This is a genomic window from Aeromonas sp. R1-1 (genome assembly GCF_040908495.1).
GTDB classification, from domain to species: Bacteria; Pseudomonadota; Gammaproteobacteria; order Enterobacterales; family Aeromonadaceae; genus Aeromonas; species Aeromonas veronii.
The window spans coordinates 1-1,749 of the sequence record NZ_JBFODV010000057.1 but is presented as its reverse complement, the minus strand read 5'-3'; the positions used below and the strand labels follow the sequence as shown (position 1 = coordinate 1,749).

At 63.7% G+C, this 1,749-nt stretch carries 2 protein-coding genes and 1 pseudogene; all 3 read left to right on the top strand.

Going from position 1 to position 1,749, the window contains the following annotated elements; genetic code table 11:
- Window positions 1-631: pseudogene (hycE, locus tag AB5Y92_RS03370) on the top strand (hydrogenase large subunit); the annotation flags it as partial.
- A 9-nt stretch (window positions 632-640) separates the two neighbouring features.
- Window positions 641-1,198 carry a formate hydrogenlyase complex iron-sulfur subunit gene (locus tag AB5Y92_RS03365; protein WP_005345227.1) on the top strand — a complete coding sequence of 186 codons (558 nt, stop codon included), beginning with the start codon at window positions 641-643 and terminating at the stop codon, window positions 1,196-1,198.
- A partial coding sequence (locus AB5Y92_RS03360; protein WP_368225553.1) for an NADH-quinone oxidoreductase subunit B family protein occupies window positions 1,198-1,749 on the top strand: 552 nt, incomplete at its 3' end. The genes AB5Y92_RS03365 and AB5Y92_RS03360, both read left to right, overlap by 1 nt.

Below are 1,749 nucleotides of genomic sequence, written 5' to 3'. Positions count from 1 at the left end.
GGCCATGCTGCTGGATACCGCCAACATCTCCTCCCGCCTCATCGGTATCGGCAAGCTCGAGCCGCAGATTGCCCGCGATTTCAGCTGCGTCGGCCCCATGGTGCGGGCGAGCGGCTTCAAGCGCGACGTGCGCCGTGTTCACGACTTTGCCGGCTACCGCGAGCTGCCGATGGAGATCCAGACCAAGGCGGGTTGCGATGTGCAATCCCGGGTGCTGGTGCGGATCCACGAGCTCTACGACTCCCTCGACATGATTGAGTTTGGTCTTGAGCACCTGCCGGAAGGGCCACTGCTCACCGAAGGGTTCACCTACCAGCCTGGCAAGTTTGCGCTGGGCTTTACCGAGGCGCCCCGCGGCGAGAACGTCCACTGGAGCATGACGGGAGATAACCAGAAGCTGTTCCGCTGGCGCTGCCGCGCCGCTACCTACGCCAACTGGCCTGCCCTGCGCTACATGCTGCGCGGCAATACCGTGGCGGATGCACCGCTCATCATCGGCAGTCTGGATCCCTGCTACTCCTGTACCGACCGGGTCACCCTGGTCGACCCCAAGAAGGGCAAATCCACCGTGGTCTCCTACAAGGAGATCGAGCGCTACGGCATCGATCGCAAAAACTCTCCGCTGAAATAAGGGGTCATCATGATCAAGCTGTTCAAGACCATCCTCAAGGCTGGCACCCCGACTGCCAAGTACCCCTTCGCCCCTTACGAGGTGAACCGGGATTTTCGCGGCAAACCGAAATATCAGGCGGATCAGTGCATCGCCTGCGCCGCCTGCACCAAGGCCTGCCCAGCCAATGCGCTGGTGATGGAAGTGGACATGGAGACCGGCGAACGGCGCTGGGAGATCTCCATGGCGCGCTGCATCTTCTGCGGCCGCTGCGAGGAAGTCTGCCCGACCCGCGCCATCGCCCTCTCCCCCGAGTTCGAGCTGGCGGTGACCAACAAGGCGGATCTCTATGAGGAAGCCCGCTTCGCGCTGGCCCCCTGCACCCTGTGCGGCACCTACTTTGCCCCGAGCAAGCTGGTTGCGCTGGTGGAGGACACCCTCAAGCAGGCGGGCACACCGCTCGCGACCCCGGAGCGGCTGCACCACTGCCCCGACTGCAAACGAAAACAGAGCATGCTGAGCCAGCCTGACTCGGCCCTGATCACACCGATAGCCACACCGATGGCCGCACAAAAGGAGTGGATGTGATGAGCAAGATCAAAGGCATAGAACCGGTTGTCGGCCATGCCCATACCCGCGCCGTGCCGCTGGCACAGGATCCCGAGATCACCAAACTCAAGAAGACCCTGCTCAAGGACATTCGCCGCTCGGCCTATGTCTACCGGGTCGATTGCGGCGGCTGCAACGCCTGCGAAATCGAGATCTTCGCCACCATCACCCCGCTGTTCGATGCCGAGCGTTTCGGCATCAAGGTGGTCGCCTCCCCCCGCCACGCCGACATCCTGCTCTTTACCGGCGCGGTGACCCGGGCGATGCGGGTGCCAGCCCTGCGCGCCTACGAGGCGGCGCCCGATCCCAAGATCTGCATCGCCTACGGCGCCTGCGGCTGTGACGGCGGCATCTTCCACGACCTCTACTGCGTCTGGGGCGGCACCGACAAGATCGTGCCGGTGGATGTCTATATCCCCGGCTGCCCCCCCACTCCGGCAGCCACCATCTACGGCTTTGCCGTGGCGCTCGGTCTGCTTGAGCAGAAACTCAAAGCCACCAGCCACGAGGTGCAACCGGGTGAACGGGTC

Excerpts from the sequence above, each read along its gene's own strand:
- AB5Y92_RS03365 (WP_005345227.1), top strand. The coding sequence starts at position 641 with ATGATCAAGCTGTTCAAGACCATCCTCAAGGCTGGCACCCCGACTGCC.